The organism is Streptomyces lonarensis, from assembly GCF_012033735.1.
Lineage (GTDB): Bacteria > Actinomycetota > Actinomycetes > Streptomycetales > Streptomycetaceae > Streptomyces > Streptomyces lonarensis.
The window spans coordinates 1-1,996 of sequence record NZ_JAAVJD010000429.1 but is presented as its reverse complement, the minus strand read 5'-3'; the positions used below and the strand labels follow the sequence as shown (position 1 = coordinate 1,996).

Here is a 1,996-nt window from a genome sequence, read left to right as displayed (position 1 = left end):
GCCCCGGCGTCCGCGTCGCCGCCGCGGTGCGCGAGGAGCGTGGCGGCGGCAGCGCCCACGCGGTCCTCGCGTGCGGCCCACCGCCGGGCGGCGGCGAGGGCGGCGGCGCCCCGCATCCGGGCGAAGGAGCCCGCGGCGGAGGCGGCGAGGTCGGGATCGGGGTCGTCGGCCGCCGCCTCCAGCAGGGGCAGCACCGCGGGGTCCTGCCGTTCGGCGAGATGCCGCAGGGCGGCGGCGCGCACCGGCGGCGTCCCGGTGGCGGCCGTCTCCAGCAGCAGCGGCCGGTCCTCGTCGGCCGCGGTGGCCGCCAGGCACCGGGCGGCGGGGGCCTCCCGCCAGACCGGGGGCACGGCGTCGTGGCCCTCCTGCACCCACGCCAGCACGGCGGGGACGCCCCAGCCGGGGCGCGGGCCGGGCGAGCGCAGCTGGCGACGCCAGCGTCCGAAGTCGCCGTCCTCGCGGGCGCGGTCGATCCGGGCGGCCTGACCGGGGCGGGCGGAGTCCTCCGCCCAGAGCCGCCAGGGGCGCGGCTCGTAGGCGTCCCGGACGGCGCGGGCGAGGGCGGCGTCCCCGGAGTCGGTGCGGGGAAATCTGGCCAGAATCGCGGGGCCGAGCGCGCGCAGTCCGGCGTCGTCGTCGCGGACGGCGAGTTCGTCCAGCGCCCAGCGCCAGTTGGCGCCGTCGGCGGCGTACCGGCGCAGCAGCGCCAGGGCGTGGCGGTCGCCGTAGGAGACCAGGTGCCCCAGGACGGAGAGCGCGAGTCCGGTGCGCTCCTCCGCGATCTCGTCGGCGCGGGGGGCTGCGGCGTGCCCGGTGCCGTCGGCCCGGTCGTCGGCCGTGGCCGCGGCGAGGCCGTCGGCGGGGTCGAAGAGGTGGTGCTCGATACCGCCCAGCCCAGCCCGGAGGTCGACGTAGAGCCGCGCGTAGTAGAGGGAGCGGTGCTCCAGCCGCCAGTCGGGGCGGGGGTCGTGCAGGACGCAGTGCTCCAGGGCCGAGACGGCCTCGGCCCGGGGGGCGGCGAGCGCGTGCAGCGCGCCGTCCCCCCGCCCACGCTGGAGCAGGCCCAGGAGGGTTCCGCTGGGCGCTATGTCGGTTTCGACTGGACTGGCGAACATATGAGTCAGCATCCGGGGGCGAGCGGTCGGTGGCAACGGGATTTCGGCCGGTGGACCTCGATGGTGGCATCACCGACCACCTCCGCGGGGCGCACCCGCCGCGGAGGAACACGCCGGGGGCGTGCGCCGGGTCCAACGCCGAGGCGCGGCGCGCCGGGGTGCGGACCGGCCGAATCCCTTTCGGGGTGGGGGAAGCTGTGCCAGAGTCGGAATCCATCCATCCAGCCGTGCCGCAGGGCCACGGGCGGCAGCGTCAGCGCATCGGGGACAGTGATGCACTCCTCCCACCACCCGGACCACCCGGCCGGCCGGCCGGCGGCGGACGCCCCCCACCACGAGGGGTTCCAGGACCTTATCGCGCGCGCCCGCGGGCTCCGCGAGGACGCCGAGGCGCTGCGCGGCGGCGAGGGCCCGGTGGGTGGGCCGGAGGGGCGCGGCGCGGCCTGGGAGGAGGCGCTGCGGCGGCTGGACGACTTCGGCCGCGGGCTGGAGAGCCTGCGGCCCGTCCCCGAGCGGGAGCGGCCGCGCACCGGGAGCGCCGAGTGGAGCCTGCTGACCGACGCCGTCGTCTGGAGCGACGACCTGTACGCGATCTTCGGCCGGCCGGTGGCGGAGGGCCCGCTCACCCTGGACCAGCTCCCCTCCTGCCTGGCGGACGAGGACCAGCCGCGCCTCGCGGGGGCCGTGACCCGCTGCCTCGTCGACGGCCAGCCCGCGGCCTGCGAGTTCCGCGTCGCGCGCCCCGACGGGACCCGGCGGACGGTGCGGCTGGCGGCCGAGCCCGTTCTGGACGAGACCGGCTCGACCGTCGCGATGTGGGCGGTGGCGCAGGAGGTCGCGGAGCGCGGCCCGCGGCCGGGGCGGCCCCCACCGCCCGTCCG

2 protein-coding genes are annotated in these 1,996 nt (G+C 78.9%); one reads left to right on the top strand and one right to left on the bottom strand.

The annotated features are described in order from the left end of the window. A partial coding sequence (locus tag HCN56_RS25295; RefSeq protein WP_167974943.1) for a HEAT repeat domain-containing protein occupies positions 1–1,115 on the bottom strand: 1,115 nt, incomplete at its 3' end. A gap of 273 nt (positions 1,116–1,388) precedes the next feature. Here HCN56_RS25295 and HCN56_RS25290 point away from each other — a divergent pair. Continuing rightward, positions 1,389–1,996, top strand: a 608-nt coding sequence (locus tag HCN56_RS25290) for a PAS domain-containing protein (protein ID WP_167974941.1), incomplete at its 3' end; no start/stop codon positions are given.